This is a genomic window from Nocardia sp. NBC_00881 (assembly GCF_045207455.1).
Classification (GTDB): domain Bacteria; phylum Actinomycetota; class Actinomycetes; order Mycobacteriales; family Mycobacteriaceae; genus Nocardia.
The window spans coordinates 7,213,046-7,239,115 of sequence record NZ_CP108798.1 but is presented as its reverse complement, the minus strand read 5'-3'; the positions used below and the strand labels follow the sequence as shown (position 1 = coordinate 7,239,115).

Genomic DNA, 26,070 nt, shown 5'->3' with positions numbered 1-26,070 from the left:
CCGAGTGACCTGTATCACGTCGATCATCAGTCGATTCACCTCCGCTGCGCCCGTCGATGGACTCGACTGATCGACAAAGGTCGGAACCGAACCGCACGAGTAGGCACCTGACCTCACCGGTCATCCGAACAGGGCGTGCACCGCCGCGTAGGCCGCGAGGGTTGCGCCCAGCCCGGCGACAACGCTGATCACAACGTTCATCGCGGCGTAGAAAAAGGCGTCGCGTTCGACCAACCGCACGGTTTCGTAGCTGAAGGTGCTGTAGGTGGTGAGCGCGCCACAGAAGCCGGTGCCGAGCAGAACGAACAGCGGCGTCGACAGCGCGCTCCCCGCGCCGGTGAGGCCGCCGAGCACGAGGCATCCGACCAGATTGACGAGGAACGTGCCCCACGGGAAGAGGCAGTCCCGGCGGTTCTGTACCGCCCGGTCGATGAGATAGCGCAGCGGCGCCCCGATCGCGCCGCCGAGGACGACCAGCAACACGATCACGCCGATTCCTCCCGTGCGTGGTGCAGGCGCTCGTACCCGGCCCGGGTGATCCACATCGCCGCGAGCGTGGCGAGCAGGGCGCAGATCAGCGTGCCCGCCAGGTAGCCGACCGCGACCGCGATGGTGTCGGGCCGAAGTAGGTCGCGGATCTCGCTGACGTAGGTGGAGAAGGTGGTGAACCCGCCGAGCACGCCGACGCCGAGGAACAGGCGCACCAGCGGATGCACCACCCAGATCTCGGTGACCGCGACCATGAGCACGCCGATCAGAAAGCAGCCGGTGACATTGGTGAGGAACGTGGCCCACGGCACGTGGCCGTGCCGGGCGGGCAGCCACTGCGCGAGACCGTAGCGGGCCGACGCGCCGAAGGCACCGCCCGCGGCGACGACCAGCACCACGGTGCCGTGGGTGCGCCAGAGCCGTCGGCGGTGTGCCGAGCCCCGCGCGTCGATGTCGGCGTCGGTCAGTTCTTCGGTTGGTTCACCGGGCACGGGATGTCTCCTACACGAACGATGAGGTGCTGTTCGAATAGGGACTGTCGGCGGCGGCCTGCCGCGGTTGTTCCGGGTACCGGAGCGGCGAGCCCCACCACCGCATTGCGGCAAGGATAGTCACTCGGCAGCGCGATCGGAGAACGGGGATCGGCCGGATTCCCAAGTCGAGGGGCGTCCCGACGTATTCGCCGGGTGATCGGTCTATCCCTGCCCGTCGTGGGCGACGAGGACCGAGCATTCGGCATGCCGGGCGGCCTTCTCGGCGGTGCTGCCGATGAACCGACCCCAGATGCCAGAATGTCCACTCCGTCCCAGAATCAGCAGGTCGGCGGCATGGTCGGCGGCGGAGGTGGCCAGTTCTCGCGCGGCTTGCCCGGCACGGATCTCCGCCTGCACCTCGATGCCGCGCCTTCCGGCGGCCTCGGCGGCCGTGCCGAGCCATCGGCGGCAGGCCAGCTCCCCGATCGAACGCTCGTCCGCTATTTCGCCGACCACCGGACCGTAGTGCGGCAGATGCTCTTCGACGGCGACTACGACGAGCGCGGAGTGGTGCACCACCGCCAGTTCGAGCGCCATCTCCAGGGCGGCCCGGGCGCCGGGTGAGTCGTCGTATCCCACCACAATCCGCTGGAACACCCCTCCATTGTGATCCCTCGTCGGCAGCTGAACCAGCATTCGGCCGATGCCGAGCGATTCATTCCGCCGTTTCCCGTGCCGCCAGCACTTCGGCGGGTGCGCGCTCACCGGTGTGAATCGCGCCCTCGACGTAGCCCGACCACTCGATGGCGGGTTCGCCGCCCGCCCAGTGGATCGAGCCGACCGACCATCCGCGCCCCGACACTCGGCATCGATTCCGGGCCGGATCGCCCCGGGCGGCTGGGCGCGCACCGGTAGCACGGTCCCGGCATGCGCCCGCATGTCCATTCCGGTCAGCCGGCACGCTTCGACCGTTACGGCCGTGCGCAGTTCGTCCTCGTCGTCGACGAGCAGACGGACGGATCCGCCTCGGCCCGATCCAGCGCCGCGACGATGTCGCGAATCATGTTCTCGGAGACCACGTTCGCTTTGCCGTCGTCCAGCGGGATCGCGGCGATGCCGCAGTCGAGTCGATAGATGACCTGTCCGGTCATGAAATTTCCGATAGTGCGGCTCTCCACAGCCGCATTCCACTGGCCGGGTTCGACCCTCCCGTCGCCGAGTACCGCGCGCGATGTCACGGTGGCAACGACGAGAAACAGCACCGCCGGATGTCGCGATACACGACAGAAGCGATGATGTCGAAGGAGACCGGCGCACCGGCCGTGGGCCGGCGTCTGGGAGGAGTTCAGGTGGAGGAACCGACATGACCACGGCGATCGTCATCCGTCCGCTGGCTCCGAGTGAGGAGATCTTCGCCAACAGCGAAGTCTTCGTCGGCTATTCGGTTCGAGTTACAGGGCGGTTGAATCCGGCCGCGCTGGCGGCCGCGTTCGAGGCCGTTGTTCGCGCCCGCCCGATCCTCGGCACCCGCTTGGAGCCGGATGGGCATGGCGGACACGTCCTGCTCGAATCGCCCGGCGCCCCACCGGAAATCTCGGTCACCGAAGGAGATCCGGAACGGTTGCTGGCCGGCGCGCAGCTGGATCAGCGCAGAACACTCTGTGCGCTGTGCGTCGTGCGCGACGGCGAGAATGCGAGCGTCACGCTGGTCACGCACCACAGCATCGCGGATGCCTGCCATTCGCTGGCTGTGCTCGCCGAGCTCTGGTCCAGCTATGCCGATCTGGCTGGGGGCCGCACACCGGAGCTGGAACCGCACGGTTATCCGAGTTCGGTGGAGGAGCTGCTGACCGTGCGCGGCATCGAAAAGTTCGATACACCCGCAATGCCGCCCCGTCCCACCGCCGAGTCCCGAACTCCTTGCGGCCCAGACGATCCCGGCTATCTACTGCCCCGAACGGCACGATGCAGGCTGACGAAAGAGCAGACTGCGGCGCTGGCCGAGCTGGGGCATCGGGAGAACACCACGATCAACGGGCTCGCCTCCGCCGCGATCCTGCTCACCGAGGCCCAGCTGCGTGAGCTACGCCTCTCCGAGCTGAGCTACACCTATTCGGTCGACCTTCGCACCCGCGTGGCGCAGCGGATCGGTATGACCGAGGGCACCAACGTCCTCGGCTTCGCGAACTTCGTCCCGGCTCCCGGGGTCGGCACGCTCGTCGGCCTGGCCCGCGGCATCAGCGACTCCCTGTGCGCCGAACTCGCGGCGGGTGTCGTGCAGCAGACGCCACTGCACATTCCGGATATCGCGTCCGGCCCCCCGCCGTGCGCGCCGGGAATCGTTCTCGCCACCAACTGGGGTCGCGTGCGACGGCCTGAGGTCCCGGATGACTTGCAGGTCACCGACTTCCGCTCGATCATGCTTGGCAAGCCCGACAAGACCGGGCACCGGCTGCAGCAGCCCAGCGGCACCATCATCATCAGCACCTTCGACGACCAGCTGAGCATCGAGATCCACCATCCGGAGGAGACCACCGTCCAGCAGCGGTCCCGAGTGCGACTGCTCGCTTCGCACCTCTCCGCGTTCAGTGCCCTGGGCGCTCCCACCGCCGGACGGGCGCACCGATGACGATTTCGACAGGTGAGCTTTCGCTCAGAACGCCTTTCCTGGCCCAGACCACAGGCGCCGCGAGCGCTCCTGAGCAGGCTCGTCGGCCGGCCGCACGGAGCAAGTACTCCGAGGCTGGGCGGGACCGGACAGCCGCCATCGGATCCGCTGCCGGCGTTCGCGGCCGCACTCGATCGGAACGGACACCGAGGATCGGCCGCATAGTGTCCGGGTCGCACAGTACGCTTGGCGATGAATCATGGCGCGGCAGCGACAGACTGGGATCCGGGAGGGGAACAGTGGATACGCTCAGGCTCGACCCGGCGGCGGTGGCCGCCTACACTGCGATCGCGGACGCGGTGTCCAGACAATTGGCGTCGGCGGCGGCGGTCGCGTCCGGCGCGGTGAATCCCGACCAGTTGGCCGCCGACCTCGGCCTGGTGGGCGCGGAATTCGCGGCACGGTTCGCTACGGCCGTGTCCGAACACGCACAGGCGTTGTCGACCGCGGGACAGCTGGTCGGCGCCTACGGGCAGGTCCTGCGCGATTACAGCGCGAAAGCACAAGGCGCCGACGCGGACACCGCGGGTGCCATCGACCAGGCAGGGGAGGCACTGGCATGAGAAGCCTGATGGGACTGCGGAAACGCGCACAGGCCACGCATACCTCCGCCGAGACCGCCAGGCCGCTGAGCACCGATCCGGGCGTCGACCCACCGATCGTGGCCGCGCTGGTGCGCCCGCTGCTGGCGTTACGCTCCTCGCTCGGCACCGGCGTCGGCATTCCGAACGAGACCGCGACCAGCGCCTTGTCGTCCGCGTCCACCAAGGCGGCCGATACCGAGGGCCCGCATCGCGACGGCCTCTACGCGCTGGAGTCGACCTGGACCTCCCGCGCCGCCGACGCCGCGGTGCCCGCACTGCGCACGACACAGACCCAGATCGGCGACATCTCCGACCGGGGCCCGGCCTACCTGTCGGTGCTCACCGACGCGCACGCCACCTCCGGGCGCGCGGCGCAGCGCGTCGACCAGATCATCGCGGAGTTCCGGCGGGACGCGCGCGAGATCTTGGACAACGCGACCACCGCCCCGGACACCGACGCCGTCATTACACGCGCCACCCAGGCGCTGCGCGACGCCCTCACCACGGTCACGAACGCGCGATCGGAGATGGACGACCACACCAGGAAACTGGATGGCATGGAACCGCTCACGGTCACAACACCGGCCGGGGTGGTGCAGGGCCAAACCGTCCAGCCCGGCGCCACAGGACAATTGGTGCCCGGCACCACGGTGCAGGGCACCGGGCAGCCGATGGACCCGGCGCTGGCCGCGCAGCTCCAACTGCAGCAGCAGCTCATCTCCGCGGGGGTGCAGATCGGCACCGCGGGCATCAGCGCGGGCGTCGACATCGGCACACACATCATCGACAAGATCGCCGAGGTCGGCCTCCACACCATCGACACCGTTGCGGCGTCGGCGGACAAGGCCATTTCCGAGGCGATCCACCCCGGCTCCACCACCCATGACGACAGCTCGAAGAGCTCGCCCAATTCCTCGAAACTGTTCGACTTCGGCGGTGGGTCGCAGGACAGCAAACCCGGGATGTCGACCGGTCTCGGCGCGTCCACGTCCGCGCCCACCGCGAAGTCGGACGCGCCGAAGCCGCAGAGCAGGCCCGTTCCCGGGACGGGACCGTTTGCCGAATCCGCCCCGGCGCCTGCTACCCGCCCGGACCAGCAGGCCCGCCCGGGACCAGCAGGTGGCATGGTGATTCCGCCGACGCCACCCCCAACCGGGAACGACCAGGAGCACAAGCCCCGCGACGGCCAGCTCGGCGTGACCGTGCCTTCCATGGCGACCGCCGTCGTGCCTGTGCTGGGCGAATTCGACGATGACGCCCCCTGACCGGGAGCATCCGAGTCAGGGCGCGGCCCAGAGCAATCCGTTCGACACGGGTCTGCCGATGCTGAAAACGCCCGCGGGCAAGGGGTCGAAGCGCCGACGCCCACCCGGCCGACGCAGACCGGTCCGTCGCCGCGAACCGGAACTCGACCTTCCCCCAACGGAACTCGCCCTTCCCGAACCGTCACCGCCGGACAAGGCTAGTACGCGGCCGCGATTCGGGGAGTGGGAGGAGTGGCTCGAGCCTGCGACCCCGAGCGAAAAGCTGCCTGACCCACCCGTCGAGCAAAACCGGCATGTGCCCGCCGTCGATGACGAACCACCGGAGGTCGAAGCCAACGCCGTCCAGGCGCCTACGATCGTCAACCGATCCGGAATCCATCCCGGCACGCCGGTGCGCCGTCCCCGGCGAACGGATCAGCAGCGCGACAATCGTCCACTGGCCGTGCTGATCGTGCTCGGTGTCGCGGTGGCGGCCGTCTCGATCGCGCTGACCATCCTCTACGGTTCCGGATCGAATTCGCGCACGACCGTGGCGAGTTCACCCGCGCGTGCATCGGGGTCCACGCAAGTCAGCTCGGCGACAACGACATCGGCCAGGCCACCTTGGGCCATCGCGACGCCTGGCTGCGAGCAACAGCGCACCGCCGACGTCATTTCCGGCACCGAGCCCGGCGGCACCGGCAACGGCCCCGACGCCATCCTTGCCTTCGAGTACGCCTACTACGCTGAGCGCTCCGGGTACCGGGCCCGCGCGGTGGTCGCCCCGGACGCGGCTGTCGCGCCCGCCGAGCAGATCCAGCGCGGCATCAGTCAGGTGCCGGCAGGCACCCGCTACTGCGTGCTGATCACCCGCGCCGGGGACGTCGCCGACGGGCAGGAACGGTGGGAGGTCCGGCTGACCCAGCAGTTCCCGGATGAGCAGCCGAGCACGTTCACACAGATCGTCACCACCCGGACGGGCTCGAGTCAGACCCTGATCACCGGCATAGCACCGGCCTGACGGTTCGGTGGGTTGTCTCCGAGAGTTACCAGCCGCCGAGTGGCACGGTGGCTCGAACGAACACGAGGGGGAGGAAGCGCTTTTCTCCTCGGTGGGATGTTCGGGTCACGGCGACGTGACCCGAGCCAAGCCCACCAGGAAGGGTGTTCGGCACGCACTAGGGAGCCGATACCGGTTCCCGGACAGCGGATTTCGGCGTCGGGGTGAGCGTCTTGGCCAAATCAGTGCGCAGGGTGGTGACCGAATCGAGCAGGTAATTCTGCCGGACCTTCCACGGGTGGCGGTCACCCTGGCGCGGGAAATCGCCGATCGACCGCTGGATGTAACCGGAGGCGAGATCGAGCAGCGGGTGCTCGTCGAGTTCTCCCTGCGGTTCGGGAACCACAGCGGCGTAACTCTTGCGGTCCATATGGTTGAGGACCTTGCAGATCAGCCGGGAGGTGAGGTCGGCACGCAGCGTCCAGGAAGCGTTCGTGTAGCCGATGCAGACGGCGAAATTGGGGACACCGGTGATCATGGTGCCCTGCCAGACGAACTGCTCGGCCAAATCGACCTGCCTGCCGTCGACACTCGGGACGATGCCACCGAAAGCTAGCAATTGCAACCCGGTGGCGGTGATCACGACGTCCGCCTCCAGCACCCGCCCCGACCGCAGCCGAATACCTTCCGGCACAAAGCTATCGATGTGGTCGGTGACCACGTCTGCCTTGCCCTTCTTCATCGCCTTGAAGAAGTCGGCGTCGGGCGCGGCGCACAGTCGCTGATCCCACGGGTTGTAGTTGGGCGTGAAGTGCTCGGCGACGGCCTTGTCGTCCTTCAGGATTCGAGTGGTGAGACCGGTCAGCAGTTTGCGCGCGGACTCCGGGCGGCGGCGGCAGTACTGGTAGAAGCCGATGTTGAACAAGATGTTCTTGGCGCGAATCACCCGGTGCGCCAACCCCGGCGGCAGCAGTTCTCGGATCTTGTCGGCCTGCTTGTCCCGGCCCGGGACGGCGCTGATCCAGGTCGGCGAGCGCTGCAGCATCGTCACCAGTTCGGCCTGCTCGGCCATCGCAGGGACCAGGGTGACCGCCGTGGCCCCGCTGCCGATCACGACGACGCGTTTGCCGGTGTAGTCGAGGTCCTCCGGCCAGAACTGCGGGTGCACGACCTGGCCGGTGAACGAGGAGATGCCGGGGAACTCGGGCGTGTACGGCTGGTCGTAGTTGTAGTACCCAGCGCAGGAGTAGAGGAAGCCGCAGGTGAGGGTACGCCACTCGATGCCGCCCGCCTCGTCGCGGTGTTCGAGCCTCAGCGTCCAGCGGGCGGTCGCGCTGGACCAGTCGGCGGAGACCACTTTGGTGCGGTAGCGAATATGCCGGTCGATGCCGTACTCCGTCGCGGTCTTCTCGATGTAGCGCAGGATCGAGGAGCCGTCGGCGATGGCTTTGGCGTCGCGCCACGGTTTGAACGGGTAGCCGAGCGTGAACATGTCCGAGTCCGAGCGGATGCCCGGATACCGGAACAAGTCCCAGGTCCCGCCCAGGGTGTCACGTGCCTCCAGGATGGCGTAGGTCTTGCCGCGGCACTCGGTCTGCAGCCGGTAGGCCGCGCCGATGCCGGACAGGCCCGCCCCGACGACCACGACATCGAGGTGTTCCGGAGCTACGACGGTCTCGGTCATGGTTCCAGTGTGCGATCCAATGAGTCGGTTATCTTGACTTTGCGCGACAACTATTTGATTCTGAACGACATGTCGGTGATTCGGTCGGCGGGATTGCGCGGGTTTCGCGCCACGGTGGCCGAGCTGGGCGGAGACGCCGAGGCGCTGGCCACGGCATGCGGACTGCCGGTCGCCGCGCTCGACACCGACGACCTGCTGGTTCCCGATCAGGCGATGGCCGCGGCGCTCGAGCTGGCCGCACACCAGCTGAACTGCCCCGATCTCGGACTACGGATCTCCAAGCGCCAAGACCTGGACATGCTCGGCCCGCTGGCGCTCGCGATCCGGAACTCGCCCTCGCTGGCCGACGTGCTCGAATGCTCGTCGCGGTACCTGTTCCTGCACGCGCGTTCCCTGAGCCTGACGCTGGAGCCCGACCCGTACGGCGACCGCGGCGTCATCGCGCTGCGCTACGGCGTGCAGCCGGGAATGCCGACACCTATCCAGGGCACGGATCTGGGACTCGCGTTCGTGCATCGCACCGTACAACGCTTGGTGGACGACCGCTACGGGCTGCGCTCGGTCGAACTCCCCTATCGGCCGAACGCGCCGATCGGGACCTACGAGGAGTTCTTCGGCGCGTCGGTGCGTGTCGACCGGCCGTCGGCGGCGCTGCGGGTGCCGAGCAACCTGCCGAACCGGCCGCTGACCGGCGGCGACGAGAACCTGCACCGGCTGGCCATGGCGTTTCTCGCCGAACAATCCGGCGGTGCGGACGCCGCGATCGAACCGAAGGTACGCGCCGCCGTGCAACAGCTGCTCGGTACCGCGCCGCCCGAAATAGGCACTGTCGCGGGCCTTCTCACCATTCATCCACGCACCCTGCAGCGGCGCCTCGCCGCCGAGAGCACCTCATTCGCCGCGATCCTCGACGACGTCCGCCGCGACGCCGCGCGACGGTATCTGACCACAACAGATATGCCGATGGGTCAGGTCGCCTCGCTGATCGGACTGTCCGAGCAAGCGACATTCACCCGGTGCGCCCGAAGATGGTGGGGAACAACACCGACCGCACTGCGACGCGACGGCGCGCACGGACCGACTCAGCGGCACAACACATGGTCGGGGTTCCACGCACAGGGCGCGACGGTGGCCAGAGAAGGAAGCCCCCGCGTGTGACACTTTCCGGCATACCGCAATCAGCGCCCGGAATGGGACGCCGGATGTCGGTTCGACTTCGAGAATCCCGAAATCGCTAGTGAGCATGTCTCGGGCCACCGCCACGCTGGCCGGGTCCGCCGATTCCGGCCCCACCAGAACGTCGGGCAGCGGCTGTAGCCACTCCACCTCGGCGGCTACGTCGACGGGCGGCGCGCGCGACCCGCGGGTGAGCCTGCTGGTGCTCAGCCGCACCGACGGGCGGTACGTGGAAGTGCGCGGCCGGGTCGAGATCACCGAGGACCCGGAGAAGACGCTGCTGCACAAGATGTACGCGAAAAACATGGGCGGCGCGACACCCCCGCCGGAACCGGAGGCCCAGCGGCTGATCGTGCGGATCATTCCGGAGAAGCTCTACGCATTTCCGCCCGCCTGAATCATTACTGGGAAGGCACGGATCGGCCGCATAGAATCCTCTGGATCGACTGGGAAGGGGTCCGCATGGATGCGGTCATCAGGGAGGTCGCCGAGGAGGGCAAGCGGCTGATCGACCGAGCTTGGCTGGGCGAGCTGACCCGCGACCAGGCGGTGCACATGTTCGTTCAGTTCGGTGACGGGCTAGTTCGCTACGACACCGCGCTGGACATCATCGACGACGGCGTCGAGCGGCTGGACGCCCATGCACGACGGCTCCGAATACTGTGGTGGTTCGCAGCGCTGGAGGTCCCGATGTTCGGCTCGTTCGCGCTCCTCGCCCTGCTGCTCGGCGATTACACCACCGCGGGGTTGTCGGTGCTGTTCCTGTTGATTCTGCAGATCGTCCACCGGAAGTTCCTGCCCTATCCCCTGCCGGTGCGCCACTATCCGTCCGAATAGTTGCGCCGCCGCCGCGCCTGCCGCACAGGGCGGGATGCGCCCACGGCAGGGCCATAGTGTGGATCGTGCTCGGTAGTGCGCTATGGCGGTGACGCAGCATCCGGACAGCTCGCCGAGATTGCCGGAGTGTGCGTAACACCGGCGCCGAACGGGTTTCGACGTCAAATGGCGGCTGGGGCGTTGTGCCCCAGCCGCGATTCGGCTCCGCTCGACGGACCAGCGCCGATCGGGGATCAGCGCTTGAATACGTCCCGTAATTTGTCCGCGGCACGTTTGACGTTTCCACGGGCCCGCTCACGACGTCCTACGGCTTCCAGACGAGAGTCCCCGGTCGCTTTGCCGAGGAATTTCCTGACACTGCCACGGGTGGCCTGCACCCGGTGCGCGATTCGATCATCGAACTTCATCATGACGAATTCCTAGTAGTACCAACGGCGGCCACCGACCGGGCGGCCCACCGCACCGGCCAGCATCAGCACGAGGCCGATAACCAAGACGATGATGCCGGCGGTGGTGAGCAATGAAATTCCGAGCAGCCATCCGACGACGAGAAGGACAAGGCCGAGAATAATCATGGTCGCGTTTCCTTTTCTCGAAAACTATTTCGACGTCGATGCCCGCACGCCGCGGGCGCCTGCGGTACGCGGAGCAGCACCGGCAGGAGCTGTCGCCGGTTTGCCGAACAGTCGGCGCCAAGCCGGCTCTCGGGTGGCCTTCGGTTCGGTCTGCTGGCGCACCTCAGGTGTGCTTGCGAGATCGCGCCGGACGGCCGCCATTTCACGACGGGACTGCCGGAGTTCGCGACGGGCGGCCGCGCCACGCCGCGTGACCCGCCACGCACCGGTCAGCACCAGTGCGAGCCCGAGCATCCCGATCGCACCGAGCACGATCCCGTAGCCGAACAGTGCTCCCGTGGAACCGTGGAAGTGGTAATCGAACGCCGCGAAGTCGCTCGTCAATTGCTGGGCTTCGCCCATGTTGCCGACCACGGCGGCGACCCCGATGATCACTGCCGCGATCAAGATGACGAGCCCGATGATGATGATCATGACAATCCCTGTTACGTCGAGTTTGTATTACAACCCCGCTATTCCCGGCAGCAGAAGACTCAAACCCGACATCGAAGATGTTTGAGCCGGTCGAATCGGTCTATGCGGAAAGCATGACGTACACCATTACCTTGCCTAACGTTACCCGCGAGTCCGCGTCGGCGATAGAAACGAACCTGCGCGGCGTCAACGGCATCGACTCGGTCGACATCGATGTGCCCTCGGAGCGTGCCATGGTGAATTCCACTCTTACCTACGGCGAGGTCCTCGACGCGATCCGCCAGGCCGGCGTCGCCGCCTCCTGACCGAAGCGGGGTCGGGCACTGCCGCCATCGAGGCCCCGTGTCCGCCCTGGATCAGGTCGGCACGTGGTGGCACCCACTCCCACCAGGTGATACAGCGCCACACCCATTCGAGCGGTCCGTAACGGAAGAACCGCAACCACACAGCGCTGACGATCGCTTGCGACGCGATGATCGCGACCGCCGAGCCCAGCAGCGCCGCATAGTTGTCGGAACCGGACAGTCGCAGCCACGGATCCGCGAGCAGGATCACCGCTGTGGCGCAGACGTAGTTGGTCAATGCCATGCGGCCGAGCGGCTCGAGCACTTCCGACAGCACCTGCCCTGGCTCGATACGCATCAACAGCAACAGGCCGGTGAGGTAGGCCAGCGCGCCGAGCAGGCCGGCGACCGGCGAGGCGGGGGTGGACCACAGCTCGAGATAGGGCGTGCGGTACTCCCACCGGCCCACCAGGACGGCGGCGGGCAGCGCTGAGGCGAACACCGCGCCGATCTGCCAGCCGCGTTCATCCAAGGTGTCGGCGATCCCGTAGCGGGCGGCGGCCAGGCCGAGCAGGAAAAGCCCTGGCACCATGGCCAGCCCGCCGCCGAGAGTCAGCGCCACGGCGAGGGTGAATGCCGCGCCCACGCTCAGCACTACCCAGTTCGGCAGCGCGGACGCGGGCAGCAAGATCACCAACCCGACGATCGCGTACGGCAGCAGCGCCTCCCCTGGTTGGAACTGGTGGTGGACCAGACCGATGACTCCGAGCGCGAGCAGGCGGCGGACCAGGACAAGTCGCGGTCGGTCGGTCCGCTGGGCCGCGCTGTCCAGGAACAGGGCGAAGCTCAACCCGAACAAGAACGAAAAGATCGGAAAGAACCGTCCTTCGAACAACACCGACAACACGTGCCGGACCGGAACCATCTCGCCCGGTCCTGTCGTAGCGGCCATATCGGCGATCTGCCAGATGTCGACCACCAGGATCCCGCACAGCGCGAAACCACGGACGGCGTCCCATTCGTGAATGCGTAGTGGGCCCTGGGCGTAGTGCATGTGTCTCACGGTATCGACCACCAGGCATGTCGGCCGTATCCCTGCACGGAGCTGTCGGCCGACCTCGAAAAACTTCGTAATCTGCGACGGCAGCGCCGAAACCACGCACCCGTGGTTTTCGCGCTTAGAAGCCGGCAGGCGCCGTAGGCGGCGGCTCGGGGCGGTTTCGCGGGACGCACGTCCACTGCCCGTCACGCATGTCCCAGTACGCGGAGACGCCGCCCGCCGAACAATCGCCGCCGACCTCACGCGCGGCTCGCAGCGGCACGAGCTCGGGCGATGTCGGCGCCTGAAGGGACTTGGCGTAAGGCCAGGCGCGCGTCCGCGTCGCCGTGGATGCTGTCGAGTGCGGTGGCTTGCCGTCGGCTGAGTCGCCGATCGGCTGCAGCAGAACCACGATCCCGACCACGAGGGCGAGGACGGCGGTGATCAACGCCGCATTGGGAAGGATGCGTGAACCATCACCGCCACGATCGTCGTCGGGTCCGCGACCGCTGTCGGATGTGACCATCGATCCGCCTTCGCTGCCGAGTAGGAGCTACCGTCACGAACAGCACGCCTCTCCAGCAGGCTACCTAAGGTTGCCAGCTGGTAGATCAACTTTCGAGAGAAGCGAATTCCCAGCTCAGTGAGCGTTCAAAGAAGTGCCAGAAATTAACTAAAATATTTTCGGCACGTTGACCGCACCGTCGACGACGACGCGAAGGGACGCGGCTACGGGCTGGCCGCGAGGAACACAAAAGCCGAGAACAGAGCCAGATGGACGCCGCCTTGCAGGAGGGTCGCCCGCCCTGACAGAACCGTGAGCCCGCCCACCACGACGGTCAGGGCGAGCAGAACCATCTGAATCGCGCCGAGCCCGAGCACCAGTGGACCTTCCAACCAGATGCTTGCCACCGCGATCGCCGGAATGGTCAGACCGATACTCGCCATGGCCGACCCCAGCGCGAGGTTGAGGCTGATCTGCACCCGGTCGCGGCGGCCGGCCCGGACCGCGGCGAGCGTTTCGGGCAGCAGCACCATCAGCGCGATCACCACACCGACCGGACTGCGAGAACGGGAACGAGAACGGTCCAGCGGGCGATCAAAACACCGATCATGCCCACCATCGTCCAGCAAATTACTCGCAAATAGGACAATTCATCAACCGCTACTCCCCCGACTGCCCGTTCAGTCGTCCAGATCGATCCGCACGGTGAGCAGGTCGGTGCCGACGAGCCGGACGGCCGCGCTGTTGGCACGTGGCAGGGCGGCGAGGCGGGCACGCGGGTCGTCGCCCGGCAGCAGGTGCGCGGTGCCGGTGTGCCAGCGCCCGTGCAGGCGTAGCCGAATCCGATTGTCCGCCTTGATATTACGAATGTACTGTGAGCGGTCCCCGAACTCGGAGACGAGCCAGAACTCCCGTCCGATCTTGCGTCCGCCGATGGGAGTGACGCGCGGCTGCCTACTGACCCGGCCAGTGGTTTCCAGGATGGGCTGCCCGGGCAGCCTGCGAAGGATCGGGTTGCCGACCCGGCGCTGGAACGCCGTCACCACCCGATGCTGAATATCGCGCATGTTCGGCATGCGGCGACGGTAACACCGGACGAACCCGCCGACAGTGTTCGCCGCAGGGCATGGCGATCCGCGCGCCGGGCGGTGTCGAAGTGGTGGCCGTTCGGCAGAAGCATCGCGATGGATCGACCCGGTGCCCGCCGATAGGTGAGAATTTGGCGGTGCGGACCCAGTTCACTGCCGAGCTCATCGCGTTGACCAATGATTTGACGATGATGTGCAGGCTCGCTCACGACGCCGTCGAACGTGGCACCGATGCGCTCGTCGACGCCGACCTCACCGCGACCTACGAGGTCTTCGCGTTCGACGAGCAGCTACAGAAGATGTACGGGGCCTGCGAGGCGCGCACTGTGGTACTGCTCGCGCTGCAGGCGCCGGTCGCACGCGACCTCCGGCATGTGGTGACCGCCACCCAGATCGCCGGTGAGCTGTCCGGTATCGGATGGCTCGCCAGCCGCGTCGCCGACCAGGTGTACAAAAGTCACCCCGGGCACGTGGCACAGCAGCCCATTCTGGGCATCCTCGCCGCGATGGGGCAGCTCGCGGCCGAGCGCACCGCGCTGGCCGGTCAGGCGGTCGCAGGTCACCCCTCGGTATCCGAGGACGAACCGGGCACCCGATCGATGGAAACGCCGCACCGGCAACTGCATTCGGCGCTGGCCGACCCGGCTTCCCAGCCACCGACCGACGCGGCGATCGACATCGCATTGCTCGGTCACCACTTGGAGCGCTGCGTCGATCACACAGCCCGCATCGAACGGCTGATCCGCTTCCTCGACACCGGCGTTCCCCCGACGGCCCAGTCCAGCGACGAGTAACCCGCGATGGGTCTCGCGGGGAACCCGATGGCCCGCCTTCGCTTCGACCTGGCCCCGGCCGGACGCAGGTGAATCATCAGCCCTTCACCCCGCCGGCCGTGAGTCCGGAGACGATGCGACGCTGGAGCAGGAGCACGATGATCATCAGGGGGATGGTGACCACGGTGCCCGCGGCCATCACGGACGTGAATGGTTCCTCGTGTGGTTTGCTACCCGCGAACCGGGCGATCGCCACAGTGGCCGGTTGGGTCACGTCGTTCGACAGCTGACTGGAGATCAGGTACTCGTTCCACGACGCGATGAACGCCAGAACCGCCGTCGTGAACACGCCCGGCGCGGCCAGAGGCAGCAACACCATCCGGAAAGCCTGTGCCCGGGTGGCTCCGTCGATCCGGGCCGACTCCTCGAGCTCCCACGGCAGTTCCTTGAAGAACGCTGTGAGCGTGTAGATGGTGAGAGGCAGCACAAAGGAGATGTTCGGGACGATCAGCGCCTGGTACGTGCCGAACCATCCAATCGTGGTGAACAGCTGGAACAGTGGTGTCAAGAGCGCGACGCCGGGGAACATCGATGCCGCAAGCACAATGCTGAGGACGAGATTCCTGCCGCGGAAGGTCAGCCGCGCGAGTGCGTACGCGGTGAAGATCCCGAACACGAGACCGATCGCGGTGGTGACTGCGCCGATGATGGTGCTGTTGATCAGCGCCCGGGCGAAGTGGTTACCGGTGTCGGTGGTGAACACGCTCGCGAAGTTCTCCAAGGTGACATGGGTGGGCCACGGGGTGGTGTCGAATGTGTAGTCGGAGTGCCGAAAGGCGGTGACCACCATCCAGTAGACCGGGCCCATGCCCCAGAAGACGATGACGGCGAGCCCGAGGTAGGTGCGGACTGGGGCCAATCGCGAGCCGAGGCGGCGCCGCGCCAGCGCAAGCCCCGAGGCGCCTCGGATGACGACTGCTGTGGACACGATGTCAGGCCTTTCGCTGCTTGTCCTGGGTCTCGACCACGTTGACGCCCATCACCTTCACGAGCGCATAGGCGACGGCGAAGATGAACAGGAACGTGATCGTCGACAGGGTGGAGGCGCTGTTGAATCCCTGCCGCATCTGATCGATGACGAGGATCGAGAGCGTCGTCGTCGCGGTGCCGTCGCCGCCGCCACCGTCGGTGAGGATGGCCGGCAGGTCGTATATCCGCAGCACGTCGAGCACGCGGAAGAGGACCGCGACGAAGATCGCCGGTCTGATCAGTGGAAGTGTGACCAGCCGGAACCGCTGCCACACACTCGCACCGTCCACCCGCGCTGCCTCGTACGGTTTGCTCCTCCTGGAATGTGACTGCCTCGCGCGGGATGTCGCCGTTCCAGTACGCGTCGACGAGCGACTGTAGGCCCGCCTTGGCCTCGGGGCTGTCGATGGTCGGTGTCACCCCGTCCGCACCGATGATCGAGCCGCCCGCCGTGGTGACGGCTTCGGCCGCGTTCACAGTGAGACCCTCGTACTTCGCGTACTGACCGGCGTAACACCCGATTCCGGCGTCTCGTGCGGCACCGCACCGCGCGATCAGCTCGTCCCAGGTCGCAGGCGGATGGTCCACGAGATCGGTGCGGTAGTAGAGCAGTGCGCCGTCACTGACCTGCGGGGACGCGTACAAGATGTCGCCGTAGCCGGCGCCCGTCACGGTGGACTCCAACAGCTCGGCGGTGTCGATTCCCATCGGGCCTTTCAGCGGCTGCAGCCATCCACGGGCCGCGAACTCGGCAGTCCAGATGAGATCGACGACCGTGACGTCATACCCGGTGTTGCGGGACTGGAAGTGTTGCACCAGGTCTTCGTGCTGCTGGTCGGGTTTGTTGGACTGTTCCTCGAAGACCACCGCCTCGCCGGGGTGCGTCGCGTTCCATTCGTCGATGAGGGGCCGGATGACGTTCGAATTGTCCTTGCCCTGCACATACGTGATGGGTCCGCGTCCGTCCAGGTTGTCGTGTTCGGCTTGTGCGGCAGCCCTGATTCCCTGATCCGCACAGGACGTCGCGGCCAGTACGATCCCGGCGGCGAGCAGTGCGATCGCGCCACGTCTCATCGGTCGTGCTCCGGTTCCGTCAGCCATACCGCGGTGTCGGCCGGGAGCACACCGCCGGTGACGCCTGGCCCCGAAGCCAGGACCCTCCGCATGCCCGCAGGCAGTTCGGTGTCGGTGGCGCCGGTGTTCACCCAGCACTGAACGCCGCCGCGGGCGAACGCGAGCACGTCATGAGGGGTTTCGAGCCACTCCACCGGCTCGTCCGTAGTCCACAGCTGCCGGCGGAGCGCGAGGACCTGCCGGTACAGGGTGAGAAACGAGCCAGGGTCGCCGTGCTGGGCTTGCACCGTGTGCGGTGCCCAGTGCCCGGGCTGCGGCAGCCAGGTGTCCTTTTCCGCGTCGGGCGGCGAGAAGCCGTACGGGGCTTCGTCGTTCGACCACGGGATCGGCACACGGCAACCGTCACGGCCGACGTCGGTGAAGCCGGATTGGAACCATGTCGGATCCTGACGCACCTCGCCGGGGAGCTCTTCGACCTCCTCGAGCCCGAGTTCTTCACCCTGGTAGATGTACGCAGTGCCCGGCAAAGCCGCCTGTAGCAGCGCGGCCGCGCGGGCGCGACGCCGCCCCAGCGCGAGGTCGGGCTGCTCGCCGGCCCAGCGGCTTCGCTCCCAGTCGGTTTCGACCAAGTGGTCGGGCTGCGATCGAGAGTAGCGGGTGACGGTGCGGGGAACGTCGTGGTTGGAGAGCACCCACGTCGCGGGCGCACCCACCGCGCCGGCCTGCGAGAGGGCGTCGTCGATCACGGCGCGGATGCTCTCCCCACGCCAGGGGGCACGAAGGAAGTCGAACTGGAACGCGGTGTGCAGCTCGTCCGGACGCAGGTAGCGAGCCAGACGGTCGTTGTTCGCCACCCAGGCCTCGGCCACGAAGACGCGGTCGGCGTACTCGTTCGCAACCGCCCGCCACCCGCGGTACACCTCGTGCACGGCGTCCTGATCCCACGCCGGGTGCGGGTCGGTGTGTTGCGAACCGGGAAGGCGCTCACCGGCATCGGGCAGGGCGGGGTCCTTGGTCAGGCCGTGCGCGACATCGATCCGGAAGCCGTCGACGCCCTTGTCGAACCAGAAGCGCAGGATGTCCTCGAACTCGGCTCGCACTCCGGGGTGCTCCCAGTTCAGGTCGGGTTGGGCGGGTGCGAAGAGGTGTAGATACCACTCACCCGTATCGAGACGGCTCCACGCGGGGCCGCCGAACGCGCTCTGCCAGTCGTTGGGTGGCTGGTCCCCGCCCGGCCCGCGGCCGGGACGGAAGATGTACCGGTCGCGGGCGCCCGGCTCATCGCGCAACGCGGCCTGGAACCAGCGGTGGTCGCTGGACGTGTGGTTGGGAACGATGTCGAGAATCACGCGGATGCCCAGCTCGTGGGCCTCGATGATAAAGGCTTCGCCCTGCTCGAGGGTGCCGTACGACGGTTCGATGTTCCGGAAGTCGGCGACGTCGTAGCCGGCGTCGGCCATCGGCGACGGGTACCACGGGTTGATCCACACGGCATCGATGCCGAGCTCGGCCAGGTATGGGAGCTTCGATCGCAATCCGGTCAGATCGCCGATGCCATCGCCGTTCCCATCGGCGAAGCTGCGGATGTAGACCTGGTAGACGACGGCCGTCTTCCACCACGGTTCCGTTTCTCGGGCCGTAGGGGAGTTTGCGGCCGACTGCACGGACTGGGACATCGAATCTCCTCGAGAAGCTACGTAAACATTTGCCTCTATAGAGTCGTCGCAGCGCTGCGGCGCAAGGTCGATGCCGCGATTGTCGTCGCATTTCCGCTCACCGCTGCGGAGCGGATTCGACTCGCGCAGATGGCCGTATCGGTGGTCGTCGTCTCTTGCGCCGATACTCGGTTCCTCAGGCAGCGACTCCTAGTCCAGCAGCGGGAACCGACTCGAGTCGAGCAACTCGGCGATCGCGTCCAACTTCGCTTGCGGCGCCGCGTAATCCGGGTGCGCGCGCAGCACCGACGCCGCGTCGTGTAGCCGGATCATCTGCTGCTCGGCCACCGCCGCGGTGCGCCCACCCCGGCTCACGGCGTGCCTGGCGAAAACCGGCCTGCGCGGGTCGACGCGACCGAGGGCGAGCGCCTTGTCCACCCGGCGCGAACAACGGCAGAACGCCGTCGGTTCGACGAGACCACAGGTCGCGTCGAGGAAGTTGCCGAGCCGTTTCTTGGCCCGCTCCAACCGCTTTCGATAGGCGACGGGAGTGATGCCGAGGATCCATGCGGAATCGACGGAGCGCAGCTCGAACACCTCGCCGAGCACGAAGGCGATCCACTCGTCGCGAACCAGACATTGCACCATGGCCTGGCTGCAGTTGAGCCGCACTTCGGCGGTCAGCAGCGCCGCCTCGGGCCCGCGGTAGTCGGCGTCCGCCGGCGGGCGCACCGAGCACAGCGTGCCTGTCCAGCCAGTCCGCGAGCGCCGGCCGATGTCCTCCGGCCGGTCCTCCGGCGCGTGGTGTCCGGCCGGGCCGATCGGCGCGACCTCGGCGCTCGCGAATGTGGTCGCGGCCCACTCGACCGTCTCCGGCGATCCGAGCCCGACCCCGTTCTCCAGCGCCATCACCAGTTTGGGTACCTCGGGTGTCACGGCTGCCCAGGTGCCGTAGTTCCGCACGATGGCGACGACGTCGGCGGGTTCGCCGTCGAGCGGGAACTCCCTGGGCCACACCAGCAGCGGCTTGCGCGAGGCCGGGGTCGGATACGGCGCCCGGTACACGTCGTGATCCTCGACGGAGAGGGCGGCCACTCCCTTCGGAAGGTTGAACTCGATGAAGGTGTTCTCCTCCAACACCATTCGCTCGCCCTCGGCCGACCGGAACTTGCGGAACAGCTCAGCACCGAGCCCGGGCAGCTCGTCCCAGCGCATCGGCCGCAGGAAGGTCTCGATCAGCGCGAGACCGCGAACCCGGCCGGGATGCCGTGCCGCCCAGTCCATACCGAGCGCTCCGCCGCAGTCGTGGCCGACCAGGACAACCTGGTCCAGCCCGAGCGCGTCGGACCAGGCATCCAGGTATGCGGCGTGATCGGTGAAGCGGTAGCCGATATCGGGCTTGCCCGACTCCCCCATCCCGATCAGGTCGGGCGCCAGCACCCTGGTCCGATCCGCGACGTGCGGTATTACATTGCGCCACAGGTGCGACGACGTCGGGTTGCCGTGCAGGAAAACCACCGCCACCGTGCCCCTCGCCGGTGTCGCGGTAGTTGATAAACGAGTCGAGAATGTCGACGGTAGGCATAAGGTTGTCCTCCCAATATCGGCTTGCTCTCTATGCAGTTTTCGACACACGATGGCGGTAGGCTGTGACCGGCTTTCAGGTGAGGCTTGTCACACTCGGGGTAGCCGGAAACATCCGCAGGAGTGCAGTAGATGGCTTGGATACTGAAGATCAGCTGAGAACTTTCGGGTACATCGACAGGAGCTTGCCAAGGCCACCGCCAGCTATCTACTGTCTTGATACGTAGACGAAGCGTAGTCCGGACGGAGATACAACGGTGCGGCAGCGACTGGTGAGCAACCGGCGGATGGCCTGGGCAGCCGACGCGGATCGGATTCCGATTCACCCCTGATCATCACGAGCGAGCCCGGAGTCGGCGCGGCTCGACACCTCGGGACCTCCCCCTCATCAGCCCCGTGGTGTCGTAAAGTGCGGTCCTCGGACTGGACACCCGTCCCGCACAGCCGCGCCACCGGTCTCCCTCGTGAGTAGCCGCCCTCGAGTCGGCGCCGGCACGGCGGCTCGAGGGCGGGCCCCCATCCCGGTCGCCTGTCCAGTCAATGTGGCACACCGATGAATCCGTGCAGCTGTGCCGAATCTCATACGCGCCGTTCGATTATTTCGTCACAACCACCGGATACCTTGACGCCGGTTACAGTTGAAGTGGCGTTAGGAAGTTCGATGAAGTTCACAGCACGGCGGCTGGCTCGGATAAGCCTCGTAGTCGCGACCTTCGTCGGACTTGCCTGTGTCACCGTCGGCTGCGGCGGCTCGGCCGCGAAAGTGGGGTGCGGCTCCGGCCGGGTGTGTGGCAACAGTCCCGCCGCCATGCCCAGCCGTGACGCGCTCGCCCTGCTCGATTCCCTGCGAGTCGCGGGCCGCGCGGCCAAAACTGGTTACAGCCGCGATGAATTCGGCCCACCTTGGTCAGACAACGTCACGGTGCCCGGCGGCGACAACGGTTGTGACACCCGCAACGACATCCTGCAGCGCGACCTCACCGAGGTGACGTTCAAGTCGGGCAAGTGCGTCGTCGCGACCGGCACGCTGAACGACCTCTACACCGGTAAGACCATCCACTTCGTGCGCGGCACCAAGACCTCCGACGAGGTGCAGATCGATCACGTCATCGCCCTGTCGGACGCCTGGCAGAAAGGCGCGCAACAGCTGTCGGCCGAACGCCGCCGCGACCTCGCGAACGATCCACTGAACCTCCAAGCCGTAGACGGACCGACCAATCAGTCCAAGAGCGATTCCGACGCAGCGTCCTGGCTGCCACCGAACAAGGGCTACCACTGCGCCTACCTGACCAGGCAAATCCAGGTGAAGGCCGCCTATAAGCTGTGGGTCACCGACTCCGAAAAAGATGTCATGGCTCGGGAACTGCGCACCTGTCCGTGACCCCTACGGCAACGCGACAACCACCTTGCCGAACGGATCACCGGTGCGGAAGTAGTGATAGGCCGCTTCCGCCTGGTCGAACGAGAACACCGAATCGAGCACAGGACGCGTTTTGTGCTCGGTAATCGAGCGGTTCATCGCCTCGAAATCGACTCTGCTGCCTACCGCGATCCGACGAATGGACAGATACGACGCTCCGAATGGGTTACCGGTCGGCGCATCCTCGGCGGGCATCGCGCCGACCATCGTGATCCGCGCGTTGTACGCGCCCGACCGCACAGATCGCGCCAGCGTCGGCAGCCCCACCGCATCCAGGACGTGTTCCACGCCGTCACCGCCGGTGCGGTCCAGCACGGCACGTTCCCAGTCCGGTGTCCGGCTCCGAACGATCACCTCGTCGGCGCCCAGATCGCGCAGCCGCGCGGCCTTATCCGCGGTGGAAGTGATCGAAATGACCTCGGCCCCAAGCATTTTGGCGTGCTGAACACCGAACAGTGCGACCCCTCCGCTACCGACGATCAGCACGGCCTCCCCCGGCAGGACCGGAAGCGGCGCGGTGAGTGCCGCCCAGGCCACCACGCCGGCACATGTCAGCGTGGCGGCTTCGGCATCGGTGAGATGCCGGGGAACGTGGACCACCGAATCCTCCTCGAGCACTGCGTACGTGGCGAGCATGCCGTGGTACGTGGCGCCGTACTGTTCGAGGACATGAGACTGCCGTTGTGGACCGTCGATCCACCGGACGAAGTATGTCGCGGTCACTCGGTCGCCCACCGAGGCACGAGTCACCTTGTCGCCCACCGCGACCACTTCGCCGACGCCATCGGAGAGTGGCACGATCCCGGGCGTGGCCGACAGCGGATAGGCGCCGTCCAGCAGCATCAGGTCGCGCCGGTTCAGCGACGCGGCCAGCACGCGAACGACGACCTGGTGAGAACCCGGCTCCGGAGTCGGCTGCGGTGCGACGGTCAGCCCGGCCACGCCGCGCGACGGGTCCAGGTGGTAGGCAGCCGCGGTCATCACGCGAGGCCGATGTACTGGTGATCCCACCTGATCCGGCCTTCGCCGTCCAGCGCCACGACGTCATATCCGCCGCCTGCGACCGCCCCGTCGGCCTTGTTCACCATTCGCCATGCGAGTCCCATCACGTTCGCTGACAGCCGTACCGCCTGCCCGCTCGGCGCGAACACGTGCGCACCTGGCGCGACGAACATTTCGTACGCGCGGTCGACGCGACGGTCCAACGCTTCGTAGCCGCGGATCTCCACGGTCGGGATCGGAAAAGACAGAGCGGCGAGCGCCTCTCGCATCGCCTGCGGCGGGTCCACCAGCACCTGAGCGCCATCCACCGCCCACAGCTCCCTGATCTGCTTGTGCCGGATCTCGGCGTCGGGCTCATTCCACATCGCGATGTATCGGTCGGTGAAGTCCGTCAGCTGCTGCTCATCGAGTTGGTTGCTCATGCGAGAGAGTTTCGCCGGTCACGTCGTCGCGTGCGATTCCCCGCGGGGAATGGCGGAGCAACCCCGCGGCGATCAATACTGCTCAGATGACGACGGCGATCGAGTCCGGGTTCGCTCGGCAGCTCAAACACTGGCGGACCCTGCGCCGGGTCAGCCAGCTCGACCTCGCGACCCGCGCCGACACCACGCAACGGCACTTGAGCTTTCTGGAGCAGGGGCGCTCGCGGCCGGGACGCACCATGGTGGTGCGGCTCGCCGAGTCGCTGGACTTGTCCCTGCGCGAGCGCAACGGACTGCTGCTCGCCGCCGGCTACGCTCCGGTCTTTCCCGAATCCGACCTGGACACCGCGGAATTGGCGCCGGCGCTGGAGGCGCTGACGGCCATCCTGGACGGCCACCTACCGTACCCGGCGCTGATCGCCCGGCCCTACGGCATCCTGCTCGCCGCCAACGCCGCATTCGACGTGCTTACCGAGGGCGCCGCACCATGGCTGCTCGAACCCCCGGTCAATGTGCTGCGGCTCGCGCTGCACCCCCATGGCTTGGCGACCAGGGTGCTCAACCTGCCGGAATGGGGCAGGCACGTCACCGAAGCGCTACGGGGCAGAGTCGCACGCAGCCCCGACACCGCCTTGGACGAGCTGATCGCCGAGCTGGAAGGCTATCTGCCGCGAACCGATCCGGGTCCAGACCATCTCGGCTTCGCGGTGCCATTGCGCCTACGCGGCGACGAAGGCGAGCTGCGCTTGATCACCACCATTACCTCGTTCGCCACCGCCGTCGACATCACGCTTGCCGAGCTGCAGTTGGAAGCGTTTCTGCCCGCGGACGAGCAGACCGCGCGGGTCCTGCGCGAACGCGCCGCACTGCGATCCGGGTCGGATAAGTCCTGCCGGTCCGAGGGACCGGCAGGACTACTCGCCTAAACCGAGCTCGTCGTGAGTTCGTCGTCGGCCGGCGCGTCCCAGTCGATCCGATAGCGCTGCTCGGGCCCCATGGTCTTCTCCGGGTTCATCAGTGTCTTGACCATGAGCGGCATCAGCAGCTGCATCGCCTTGCGCGCCACCGGCCCCGGCGTCTTGCTGTGGTTGATCTTCGCGGCGCGTGCCGCGACCCCTTCCACCCGGCCGCGCCGCAGCCGCTCGTATACAGCGAACGCCTCGGCCGGTGTCGGCAGATCACGCAGGCACCGGGCCAGCTGCACAGCACTCTCGATCGCCAGCGACGCGCCCTGTCCGGAGCTGTTGGACGGCGCGTGCACCGCGTCGCCGACCAGCACCATCCGCCCGCGATACCAGTGCGGCACCCGCGGCATGATGTGCAGCGCACCGACCACTTCGAGCTGGTCCTCGGTGGTGCGCCGGGCCAGTTCGCCGCCGGGATCGTCGTCACGGTAGGTCTCGCGCAGGGTCTCGAGCCAGTGCGTTTTCGGGATGGCCCGTGCCGCGGTGAGCGACAGGTACTCCTTGTGCGGCAGGTTGGCTCCCCACGCCACCCTGCCGTCCGCGGTCGGCCAGTAGAGGTAGTACGCCCGCTTGCCGAATGCGAAAGTCATGGTGTCGGGCGGGACGTCGGCGTCACACTCGGTGACCGCGCCGAAGCCGACCATGCCGAGGTAGTCGGGACCGGGCGCGTTCGGGTCGATCAGGTTGCGCACTGTCGAGCGGATGCCGTCGGCACCGACGAGCACGTCCGCGGTGGACGTGCTGCCGTCGGTGAACCGTGCGGTGATGCCCGATTCGTCCTCGCGCACGTCGACCAGACGCTTGTTGTACTCGAAAGGAACGCCGGCGGTGACCGCATGCTGGTGCAGTGCCCGGTGCAGTTCGCTGCGATCGACAACCTGCAGGGGTGGGACCTCGGAAAGGCTGGGCAGCTGCAGGAGCTTGCCACCGACGGACATGTTCATCTTCGTCACAGGCAGCGCGATGTCGCGCACGGGATCGCCCGCGCCGATGAGGTCGAGGGCGGCGACGCCGTTCGGCGCAAGCGCAAGCCCACTGCCGATGCCATAGGACGGGCCGGGGTAGGCCTCGTAGACGCGGGCTTCGATGCCCGCCTCGAGCAGGGCCGTCGCGACGACGGGTCCGGCGATGCCGCCACCGATTACGAGGGCGGTACGTGTTGTGGACATGAGTGTCTCCAGGATTTGTGCGATACGGGTTGCGATTCCCCGAACCGACCCGCGCGTCAGCCACCTGGTTATCCTGTGGTTGCCAGCCTTGTAGCCGGGTGCGCGTTCGCGGGCGCGGTTCGAGACTGTTCGATCGGGCCCGGCGGCGGTGTTGCCGCACCCCGCCGGGGCCGGTTTCGGCTAGTTCTCGGTCATCCCCCTCTCCACCAGCTCGGCGACTTCGGACGGGTCCATGCCACGCTCGTGCCAGTCCCGCCACTGCGTCAGTCCGGGGAAGGTGCCCTCGTTCAGTTCGTCGCGCAGGGAACGCGTCCATGCCGCTTCGGCTTCCAGCATCGCGAGCCCGAATTCGGACTCGACGACGAACAGTCGCGGCAGCTTGGCGACGGCGAGTTCGTCGAGTTCGCGGCGGACAGCCTCGATGTTGTGCCGCAGCGCGTCGAGACGCCGTCCCAGCAGCTCGATCACCTCCGTGGGTGGCAGTACCGCGAGAATGGACAGGCCGGCGACGAACCGGTGATGTTCCGGTTCGGGGGTGGCGAGCAATTCCCTGGTCCAGTCGGCCATCTCGGCGCGACCCACGTCGGTGATCCGATAGATCACCCGCTCCGGCCGCGCACCGTCGCGTTCGCTGCCGACGACCTCGAGGAAGCCGACCTTCTCCATGTTCTGCACGACTGTGTAGAGCGAGCCCCACTTGATGTCCATGTCGCGCTCTTTGCCCCGGTCCCGCAGGGTCTGCGCGATTTCGTACCGGTGCATCGGTCGCTCGACGATCGCGGAGAGCACCGCGAGTGCGAGCAAGTTGTTCACTTTGCGCTTCTTGACCACGGCACCTCCTTACTCGTATACGAATA

At 67.0% G+C, this 26,070-nt stretch carries 30 protein-coding genes and 3 pseudogenes; 11 read left to right on the top strand and 22 right to left on the bottom strand.

From position 1 onward, the window contains the following. Nucleotides 1-120: 120 nt before the first annotated feature. The 5 genes from crcB (OH799_RS30660) to OH799_RS30640 all read right to left on the bottom strand — a co-directional run bounded on the left by crcB (OH799_RS30660) (nucleotide 121) and on the right by OH799_RS30640 (nucleotide 2,224). Nucleotides 121-489 carry a fluoride efflux transporter CrcB gene (gene crcB, locus OH799_RS30660; protein WP_406271317.1) on the bottom strand — a complete coding sequence of 123 codons (369 nt, stop codon included), beginning with the start codon at nucleotides 487-489 and terminating at the stop codon, nucleotides 121-123. Continuing rightward, nucleotides 486-980 (bottom strand): fluoride efflux transporter CrcB, encoded by a 495-nt coding sequence (gene crcB, locus OH799_RS30655; protein WP_406271314.1) that lies wholly within the window; start codon nucleotides 978-980, stop codon nucleotides 486-488. The genes crcB (OH799_RS30660) and crcB (OH799_RS30655) overlap by 4 nt, the downstream gene beginning before the upstream one ends. A 204-nt stretch (nucleotides 981-1,184) precedes the next feature. Beyond that, complete coding sequence (locus OH799_RS30650) at nucleotides 1,185-1,619, bottom strand: universal stress protein (protein ID WP_406271311.1); 435 nt, start codon at nucleotides 1,617-1,619, stop codon at nucleotides 1,185-1,187. Between the two features lie 58 nt (nucleotides 1,620-1,677). After that, nucleotides 1,678-1,824, bottom strand: coding sequence for a hypothetical protein (locus OH799_RS30645; protein ID WP_406271308.1), 147 nt, complete (start codon nucleotides 1,822-1,824; stop codon nucleotides 1,678-1,680). Between the two features lie 109 nt (nucleotides 1,825-1,933). Further along, nucleotides 1,934-2,224 carry a hypothetical protein gene (locus tag OH799_RS30640; RefSeq protein ID WP_406271305.1) on the bottom strand — a complete coding sequence of 97 codons (291 nt, stop codon included), beginning with the start codon at nucleotides 2,222-2,224 and terminating at the stop codon, nucleotides 1,934-1,936. Between the two features lie 101 nt (nucleotides 2,225-2,325). Here OH799_RS30640 and OH799_RS30635 point away from each other — a divergent pair, with 101 nt between their 5' ends. From OH799_RS30635 to OH799_RS30620, 4 genes are all read left to right on the top strand, one after another. Next, a complete protein-coding gene (locus OH799_RS30635; protein WP_406271302.1) occupies nucleotides 2,326-3,591 on the top strand; it encodes a phthiocerol/phthiodiolone dimycocerosyl transferase family protein in 1,266 nt (421 codons plus the stop codon). Between the two features lie 278 nt (nucleotides 3,592-3,869). After that, nucleotides 3,870-4,193 carry a hypothetical protein gene (locus tag OH799_RS30630; protein ID WP_406271299.1) on the top strand — a complete coding sequence of 108 codons (324 nt, stop codon included), beginning with the start codon at nucleotides 3,870-3,872 and terminating at the stop codon, nucleotides 4,191-4,193. Further along, the gene (locus tag OH799_RS30625; protein WP_406271296.1) at nucleotides 4,190-5,479 is read left to right on the top strand and encodes a hypothetical protein; all 1,290 of its coding nucleotides are present in this window, start codon (nucleotides 4,190-4,192) and stop codon (nucleotides 5,477-5,479) included. Before OH799_RS30630 ends, OH799_RS30625 begins: the two co-directional genes overlap by 4 nt. Continuing rightward, entirely contained in the window at nucleotides 5,466-6,479 is a 1,014-nt protein-coding gene (locus OH799_RS30620; RefSeq protein ID WP_406271293.1) for a hypothetical protein, read from the top strand. The genes OH799_RS30625 and OH799_RS30620 overlap by 14 nt, the downstream gene beginning before the upstream one ends. Nucleotides 6,480-6,636: 157 nt before the next feature. Here the strand turns inward: OH799_RS30620 and OH799_RS30615 are convergent, their stop codons facing one another. Next, complete coding sequence (locus tag OH799_RS30615; protein ID WP_406271290.1) at nucleotides 6,637-8,142, bottom strand: flavin-containing monooxygenase; 1,506 nt, start codon at nucleotides 8,140-8,142, stop codon at nucleotides 6,637-6,639. 33 nt (nucleotides 8,143-8,175) lie between these two features. On the opposite strand from OH799_RS30615, the gene OH799_RS30610 reads away from it, so the two are divergent. The 3 genes from OH799_RS30610 (at nucleotide 8,176) to OH799_RS30600 (ending at nucleotide 10,155) form a co-directional block, all read left to right on the top strand. After that, the gene (locus OH799_RS30610; RefSeq protein WP_406271287.1) at nucleotides 8,176-9,300 is read left to right on the top strand and encodes an AraC family transcriptional regulator; all 1,125 of its coding nucleotides are present in this window, start codon (nucleotides 8,176-8,178) and stop codon (nucleotides 9,298-9,300) included. 85 nt (nucleotides 9,301-9,385) lie between these two features. Continuing rightward, nucleotides 9,386-9,715, top strand: a complete 330-nt coding sequence (locus OH799_RS30605; RefSeq protein ID WP_406282741.1) for a pyridoxamine 5'-phosphate oxidase family protein — start codon at nucleotides 9,386-9,388, stop codon at nucleotides 9,713-9,715. Between the two features lie 65 nt (nucleotides 9,716-9,780). Beyond that, a complete protein-coding gene (locus tag OH799_RS30600) occupies nucleotides 9,781-10,155 on the top strand; it encodes a hypothetical protein (protein ID WP_406271284.1) in 375 nt (124 codons plus the stop codon). A 233-nt stretch (nucleotides 10,156-10,388) separates the two neighbouring features. Here the strand turns inward: OH799_RS30600 and OH799_RS30595 are convergent, their stop codons facing one another. From OH799_RS30595 to OH799_RS30585, 3 genes are read right to left on the bottom strand one after another with little or no spacing between them, the layout of a single operon-like run. Next, nucleotides 10,389-10,565, bottom strand: coding sequence for a CsbD family protein (locus tag OH799_RS30595; RefSeq protein WP_406271281.1), 177 nt, complete (start codon nucleotides 10,563-10,565; stop codon nucleotides 10,389-10,391). A 9-nt stretch (nucleotides 10,566-10,574) separates the two neighbouring features. After that, nucleotides 10,575-10,730 carry a DUF6131 family protein gene (locus tag OH799_RS30590; RefSeq protein WP_357267702.1) on the bottom strand — a complete coding sequence of 52 codons (156 nt, stop codon included), beginning with the start codon at nucleotides 10,728-10,730 and terminating at the stop codon, nucleotides 10,575-10,577. A gap of 24 nt (nucleotides 10,731-10,754) precedes the next feature. After that, nucleotides 10,755-11,204 carry a hypothetical protein gene (locus OH799_RS30585; protein ID WP_357267700.1) on the bottom strand — a complete coding sequence of 150 codons (450 nt, stop codon included), beginning with the start codon at nucleotides 11,202-11,204 and terminating at the stop codon, nucleotides 10,755-10,757. Between the two features lie 113 nt (nucleotides 11,205-11,317). Between OH799_RS30585 and OH799_RS30580 the strand changes: the two genes are divergently transcribed. Further along, nucleotides 11,318-11,509, top strand: coding sequence for a hypothetical protein (locus OH799_RS30580; protein ID WP_406271276.1), 192 nt, complete (start codon nucleotides 11,318-11,320; stop codon nucleotides 11,507-11,509). Here OH799_RS30580 and OH799_RS30575 read toward each other — a convergent pair. From OH799_RS30575 to OH799_RS30560, 4 genes and pseudogenes are all read right to left on the bottom strand, one after another. Then, on the bottom strand, nucleotides 11,454-12,542 hold the full coding sequence (locus OH799_RS30575) for a DUF418 domain-containing protein (RefSeq protein ID WP_406271273.1): 1,089 nt from the start codon (nucleotides 12,540-12,542) through the stop codon (nucleotides 11,454-11,456). The two genes, OH799_RS30580 and OH799_RS30575, sit on opposite strands and share 56 nt — an antisense overlap. A 124-nt stretch (nucleotides 12,543-12,666) precedes the next feature. Next, nucleotides 12,667-13,053, bottom strand: coding sequence for a hypothetical protein (locus OH799_RS30570; protein ID WP_406271270.1), 387 nt, complete (start codon nucleotides 13,051-13,053; stop codon nucleotides 12,667-12,669). Nucleotides 13,054-13,256: 203 nt separating this feature from the next. Continuing rightward, nucleotides 13,257-13,592 (bottom strand): annotated as a pseudogene (locus tag OH799_RS30565) (ionic transporter y4hA); the annotation flags it as partial. 120 nt (nucleotides 13,593-13,712) lie between these two features. Then, nucleotides 13,713-14,108 (bottom strand): nitroreductase/quinone reductase family protein, encoded by a 396-nt coding sequence (locus OH799_RS30560; protein WP_406271267.1) that lies wholly within the window; start codon nucleotides 14,106-14,108, stop codon nucleotides 13,713-13,715. A 149-nt stretch (nucleotides 14,109-14,257) separates the two neighbouring features. Between OH799_RS30560 and OH799_RS30555 the strand changes: the two genes are divergently transcribed. Further along, nucleotides 14,258-14,914 (top strand): phosphate signaling complex PhoU family protein, encoded by a 657-nt coding sequence (locus OH799_RS30555; RefSeq protein WP_406271264.1) that lies wholly within the window; start codon nucleotides 14,258-14,260, stop codon nucleotides 14,912-14,914. A 76-nt stretch (nucleotides 14,915-14,990) separates the two neighbouring features. Here the strand turns inward: OH799_RS30555 and OH799_RS30550 are convergent, their stop codons facing one another. The 5 genes and pseudogenes from OH799_RS30550 to OH799_RS30530 all read right to left on the bottom strand — a co-directional run bounded on the left by OH799_RS30550 (nucleotide 14,991) and on the right by OH799_RS30530 (nucleotide 20,175). Then, nucleotides 14,991-15,881, bottom strand: a complete 891-nt coding sequence (locus tag OH799_RS30550; protein ID WP_406271261.1) for a carbohydrate ABC transporter permease — start codon at nucleotides 15,879-15,881, stop codon at nucleotides 14,991-14,993. Nucleotides 15,882-15,885: 4 nt separating this feature from the next. Further along, nucleotides 15,886-16,227, bottom strand: a pseudogene (locus OH799_RS30545) (carbohydrate ABC transporter permease); the annotation flags it as partial. A gap of 94 nt (nucleotides 16,228-16,321) precedes the next feature. Then, nucleotides 16,322-16,996, bottom strand: a pseudogene (locus OH799_RS30540) (extracellular solute-binding protein); the annotation flags it as partial. After that, nucleotides 16,993-18,672, bottom strand: a complete 1,680-nt coding sequence (locus OH799_RS30535; RefSeq protein WP_406271257.1) for an alpha-amylase family glycosyl hydrolase — start codon at nucleotides 18,670-18,672, stop codon at nucleotides 16,993-16,995. The gene OH799_RS30535 and the pseudogene OH799_RS30540, both read right to left, overlap by 4 nt. 189 nt (nucleotides 18,673-18,861) lie before the next feature. Next, nucleotides 18,862-20,175: a haloalkane dehalogenase gene (locus tag OH799_RS30530; RefSeq protein ID WP_406271254.1), complete on the bottom strand. Its 1,314-nt coding sequence runs from the start codon at nucleotides 20,173-20,175 to the stop codon at nucleotides 18,862-18,864. A gap of 721 nt (nucleotides 20,176-20,896) precedes the next feature. On the opposite strand from OH799_RS30530, the gene OH799_RS30525 reads away from it, so the two are divergent. After that, the gene (locus OH799_RS30525; protein WP_406271251.1) at nucleotides 20,897-21,616 is read left to right on the top strand and encodes an HNH endonuclease family protein; all 720 of its coding nucleotides are present in this window, start codon (nucleotides 20,897-20,899) and stop codon (nucleotides 21,614-21,616) included. 3 nt (nucleotides 21,617-21,619) lie between these two features. On the opposite strand, the gene OH799_RS30520 is transcribed toward OH799_RS30525, so the two are convergent. Beyond that, complete coding sequence (locus tag OH799_RS30520) at nucleotides 21,620-22,636, bottom strand: NAD(P)-dependent alcohol dehydrogenase (RefSeq protein WP_406271247.1); 1,017 nt, start codon at nucleotides 22,634-22,636, stop codon at nucleotides 21,620-21,622. After that, nucleotides 22,636-23,079 carry a hypothetical protein gene (locus tag OH799_RS30515; RefSeq protein ID WP_406271244.1) on the bottom strand — a complete coding sequence of 148 codons (444 nt, stop codon included), beginning with the start codon at nucleotides 23,077-23,079 and terminating at the stop codon, nucleotides 22,636-22,638. The genes OH799_RS30520 and OH799_RS30515 overlap by 1 nt, the downstream gene beginning before the upstream one ends. An 86-nt stretch (nucleotides 23,080-23,165) precedes the next feature. Between OH799_RS30515 and OH799_RS30510 the strand changes: the two genes are divergently transcribed. Continuing rightward, nucleotides 23,166-24,005 (top strand): helix-turn-helix domain-containing protein, encoded by an 840-nt coding sequence (locus tag OH799_RS30510; RefSeq protein WP_406271241.1) that lies wholly within the window; start codon nucleotides 23,166-23,168, stop codon nucleotides 24,003-24,005. Here OH799_RS30510 and OH799_RS30505 read toward each other — a convergent pair. Together OH799_RS30505 and OH799_RS30500 are read right to left on the bottom strand one after the other, a co-directional pair. After that, nucleotides 24,002-25,213, bottom strand: coding sequence for an FAD-dependent oxidoreductase (locus OH799_RS30505; protein WP_406271238.1), 1,212 nt, complete (start codon nucleotides 25,211-25,213; stop codon nucleotides 24,002-24,004). The genes OH799_RS30510 and OH799_RS30505 overlap by 4 nt on opposite strands. Before the next feature lie 180 nt (nucleotides 25,214-25,393). Then, nucleotides 25,394-26,044: a PadR family transcriptional regulator gene (locus OH799_RS30500; RefSeq protein WP_406271235.1), complete on the bottom strand. Its 651-nt coding sequence runs from the start codon at nucleotides 26,042-26,044 to the stop codon at nucleotides 25,394-25,396. Nucleotides 26,045-26,070 lie beyond the last annotated feature (26 nt).

Excerpts from the sequence above, each read along its gene's own strand:
- OH799_RS30635 (WP_406271302.1), top strand. The coding sequence starts at position 2,326 with ATGACCACGGCGATCGTCATCCGTCCGCTGGCTCCGAGTGAGGAGATC.
- OH799_RS30625 (WP_406271296.1), top strand. The coding sequence starts at position 4,190 with ATGAGAAGCCTGATGGGACTGCGGAAACGCGCACAGGCCACGCATACC.
- OH799_RS30620 (WP_406271293.1), top strand. The coding sequence starts at position 5,466 with ATGACGCCCCCTGACCGGGAGCATCCGAGTCAGGGCGCGGCCCAGAGC.
- OH799_RS30615 (WP_406271290.1), bottom strand. The coding sequence starts at position 8,142 with ATGACCGAGACCGTCGTAGCTCCGGAACACCTCGATGTCGTGGTCGTC.
- OH799_RS30605 (WP_406282741.1), top strand. The coding sequence starts at position 9,386 with ATGTCTCGGGCCACCGCCACGCTGGCCGGGTCCGCCGATTCCGGCCCC.
- OH799_RS30600 (WP_406271284.1), top strand. The coding sequence starts at position 9,781 with ATGGATGCGGTCATCAGGGAGGTCGCCGAGGAGGGCAAGCGGCTGATC.
- OH799_RS30595 (WP_406271281.1), bottom strand. The coding sequence starts at position 10,565 with ATGATGAAGTTCGATGATCGAATCGCGCACCGGGTGCAGGCCACCCGT.
- OH799_RS30590 (WP_357267702.1), bottom strand. The coding sequence starts at position 10,730 with ATGATTATTCTCGGCCTTGTCCTTCTCGTCGTCGGATGGCTGCTCGGA.
- OH799_RS30585 (WP_357267700.1), bottom strand. The coding sequence starts at position 11,204 with ATGATCATCATCATCGGGCTCGTCATCTTGATCGCGGCAGTGATCATC.
- OH799_RS30580 (WP_406271276.1), top strand. The coding sequence starts at position 11,318 with ATGACGTACACCATTACCTTGCCTAACGTTACCCGCGAGTCCGCGTCG.
- OH799_RS30575 (WP_406271273.1), bottom strand. The coding sequence starts at position 12,542 with ATGCACTACGCCCAGGGCCCACTACGCATTCACGAATGGGACGCCGTC.
- OH799_RS30570 (WP_406271270.1), bottom strand. The coding sequence starts at position 13,053 with ATGGTCACATCCGACAGCGGTCGCGGACCCGACGACGATCGTGGCGGT.
- OH799_RS30560 (WP_406271267.1), bottom strand. The coding sequence starts at position 14,108 with ATGCCGAACATGCGCGATATTCAGCATCGGGTGGTGACGGCGTTCCAG.
- OH799_RS30535 (WP_406271257.1), bottom strand. The coding sequence starts at position 18,672 with ATGTCCCAGTCCGTGCAGTCGGCCGCAAACTCCCCTACGGCCCGAGAA.
- OH799_RS30525 (WP_406271251.1), top strand. The coding sequence starts at position 20,897 with ATGAAGTTCACAGCACGGCGGCTGGCTCGGATAAGCCTCGTAGTCGCG.
- OH799_RS30520 (WP_406271247.1), bottom strand. The coding sequence starts at position 22,636 with ATGACCGCGGCTGCCTACCACCTGGACCCGTCGCGCGGCGTGGCCGGG.
- OH799_RS30515 (WP_406271244.1), bottom strand. The coding sequence starts at position 23,079 with ATGAGCAACCAACTCGATGAGCAGCAGCTGACGGACTTCACCGACCGA.
- OH799_RS30510 (WP_406271241.1), top strand. The coding sequence starts at position 23,166 with ATGACGACGGCGATCGAGTCCGGGTTCGCTCGGCAGCTCAAACACTGG.
- OH799_RS30505 (WP_406271238.1), bottom strand. The coding sequence starts at position 25,213 with ATGTCCACAACACGTACCGCCCTCGTAATCGGTGGCGGCATCGCCGGA.